The organism is Candidatus Competibacter denitrificans Run_A_D11 (assembly GCF_001051235.1).
GTDB lineage: Bacteria > Pseudomonadota > Gammaproteobacteria > Competibacterales > Competibacteraceae > Competibacter_A > Competibacter_A denitrificans.
The window spans coordinates 1-1,329 of the sequence record NZ_CBTJ020000070.1 but is presented as its reverse complement, the minus strand read 5'-3'; the positions used below and the strand labels follow the sequence as shown (position 1 = coordinate 1,329).

3 protein-coding genes are annotated in these 1,329 nt (G+C 65.4%); all 3 read right to left on the bottom strand.

The features are described from left to right. A partial coding sequence (locus BN873_RS13220; RefSeq protein WP_048674433.1) for a hypothetical protein occupies positions 1–352 on the bottom strand: 352 nt, incomplete at its 3' end. Between the two features lie 3 nt (positions 353–355). Further along, positions 356–1,024, bottom strand: coding sequence for a hypothetical protein (locus BN873_RS13215; RefSeq protein ID WP_048674432.1), 669 nt, complete (start codon positions 1,022–1,024; stop codon positions 356–358). A 2-nt stretch (positions 1,025–1,026) separates the two neighbouring features. After that, the coding region (locus BN873_RS20450; protein WP_048674431.1) for a hypothetical protein at positions 1,027–1,329 on the bottom strand (303 nt) is incomplete at its 5' end.

Genomic DNA, 1,329 nt, shown 5'->3' with positions numbered 1-1,329 from the left:
GGTACAGATCGGCCAGGATATCCGCCGGATTGCCGGACAGACCGCGAACCTCAGCGGCCAGCGTCGCGCCACTGGCGGGCGGCTGGGATAATTCCAAGAATGCACACGCGTGACCGGTGATATCCGCCCCGTTATACCAGCGCCAACCGGCGATGGCTTTGCCGCCCACGGTGACGGCATCCACCCCGGCCAGGGCATGATCGGCCAGCACGTACCGATTGGCGGGCGCGTTGTAGCGGTGCGGCGTGATGCGCGCGCGCCCATAGATGCGCGGAATGACCTTTACCTCATCATAGCCAGGCCAGACGCGGGTATCCCGCAAGGGCAAAGGGTCCGACAGCAGATCGCGCATACGCTACCCCTCCACTCGCAATTCCACCGCCTTGGCGGTGACTTTGACGCCATACAGCGCGCCATCCAGCACCGTCTCCCCCTCATACAACACATGGCAGGGCGTGCCCAGTGGGGGCGAGGTCAGCCAGGCCGGAAAAAACGACTGCGGTGCGGCAGTAACGGTGAGGTTGGCGCTCTCGCCATCCAACGGCCGGTGATAGCCCGCCAGCGTCTCGCCCGCTAAATCCAGCGGATGATCACCCGGAAACACCACATGGATGCCCCGGCGCCGCTCGGCAAAGGCCGCCCCGTGGAGCGCGAGGGTCAAATCCCAGATGACATATCCAGTCGCAGGCAGGACCTCTGGTTGCAGTCCCACCGCTGGACTCGCCAACGTCAAGGGTTGGTCAGCGCTGCCCTGCGCCAGACGATAGCCCACCGCCGGACTGTCCAGCAGCATGTCCTGAACCGTGTTGCCCTGCGCTAGACGATAGCCGGTCGCTGCGGTATCCGTCGCCAGACCCAGGGCGGCCGTTCCGGCAGGCAGGCCAAACGCCCAGGCGTGCCAGAGGGTCCGATCCGCCCGATCCGTATCGGCAAAGGCGATCACCGGCAGGGCGGGATGCCCCCCACGGCTCGCGCGAGCCTTTGCCAGCCAGGTGGTCAGCGGGTCGCGTCCGGGAATCAGCATGGCTAGCCCTGACTCCAGATCGTATGACCGGTGATCGTGGTAGCGGTGGTCGTGCTGGGAATAAACAGCAGAAACAGCACGCTGTTATCAAACAGACGCGGCATTCCGCCGGTGACGGCATCCAGGCTGCTACCGACGTTGCCAGAAGCCAGATCCAAGCGCGCTATCGGCCGATAGGCCACCAGGTGGATGGTGCCCGATGCCCAGGAGACGGACAGCGTGAGGGATTGCACCGAGCGCACCCCGACATCCCCGGCGGCCAGGCCGATGGGATAGAACGCGCCAATGGCGGAACTGGCCACGGT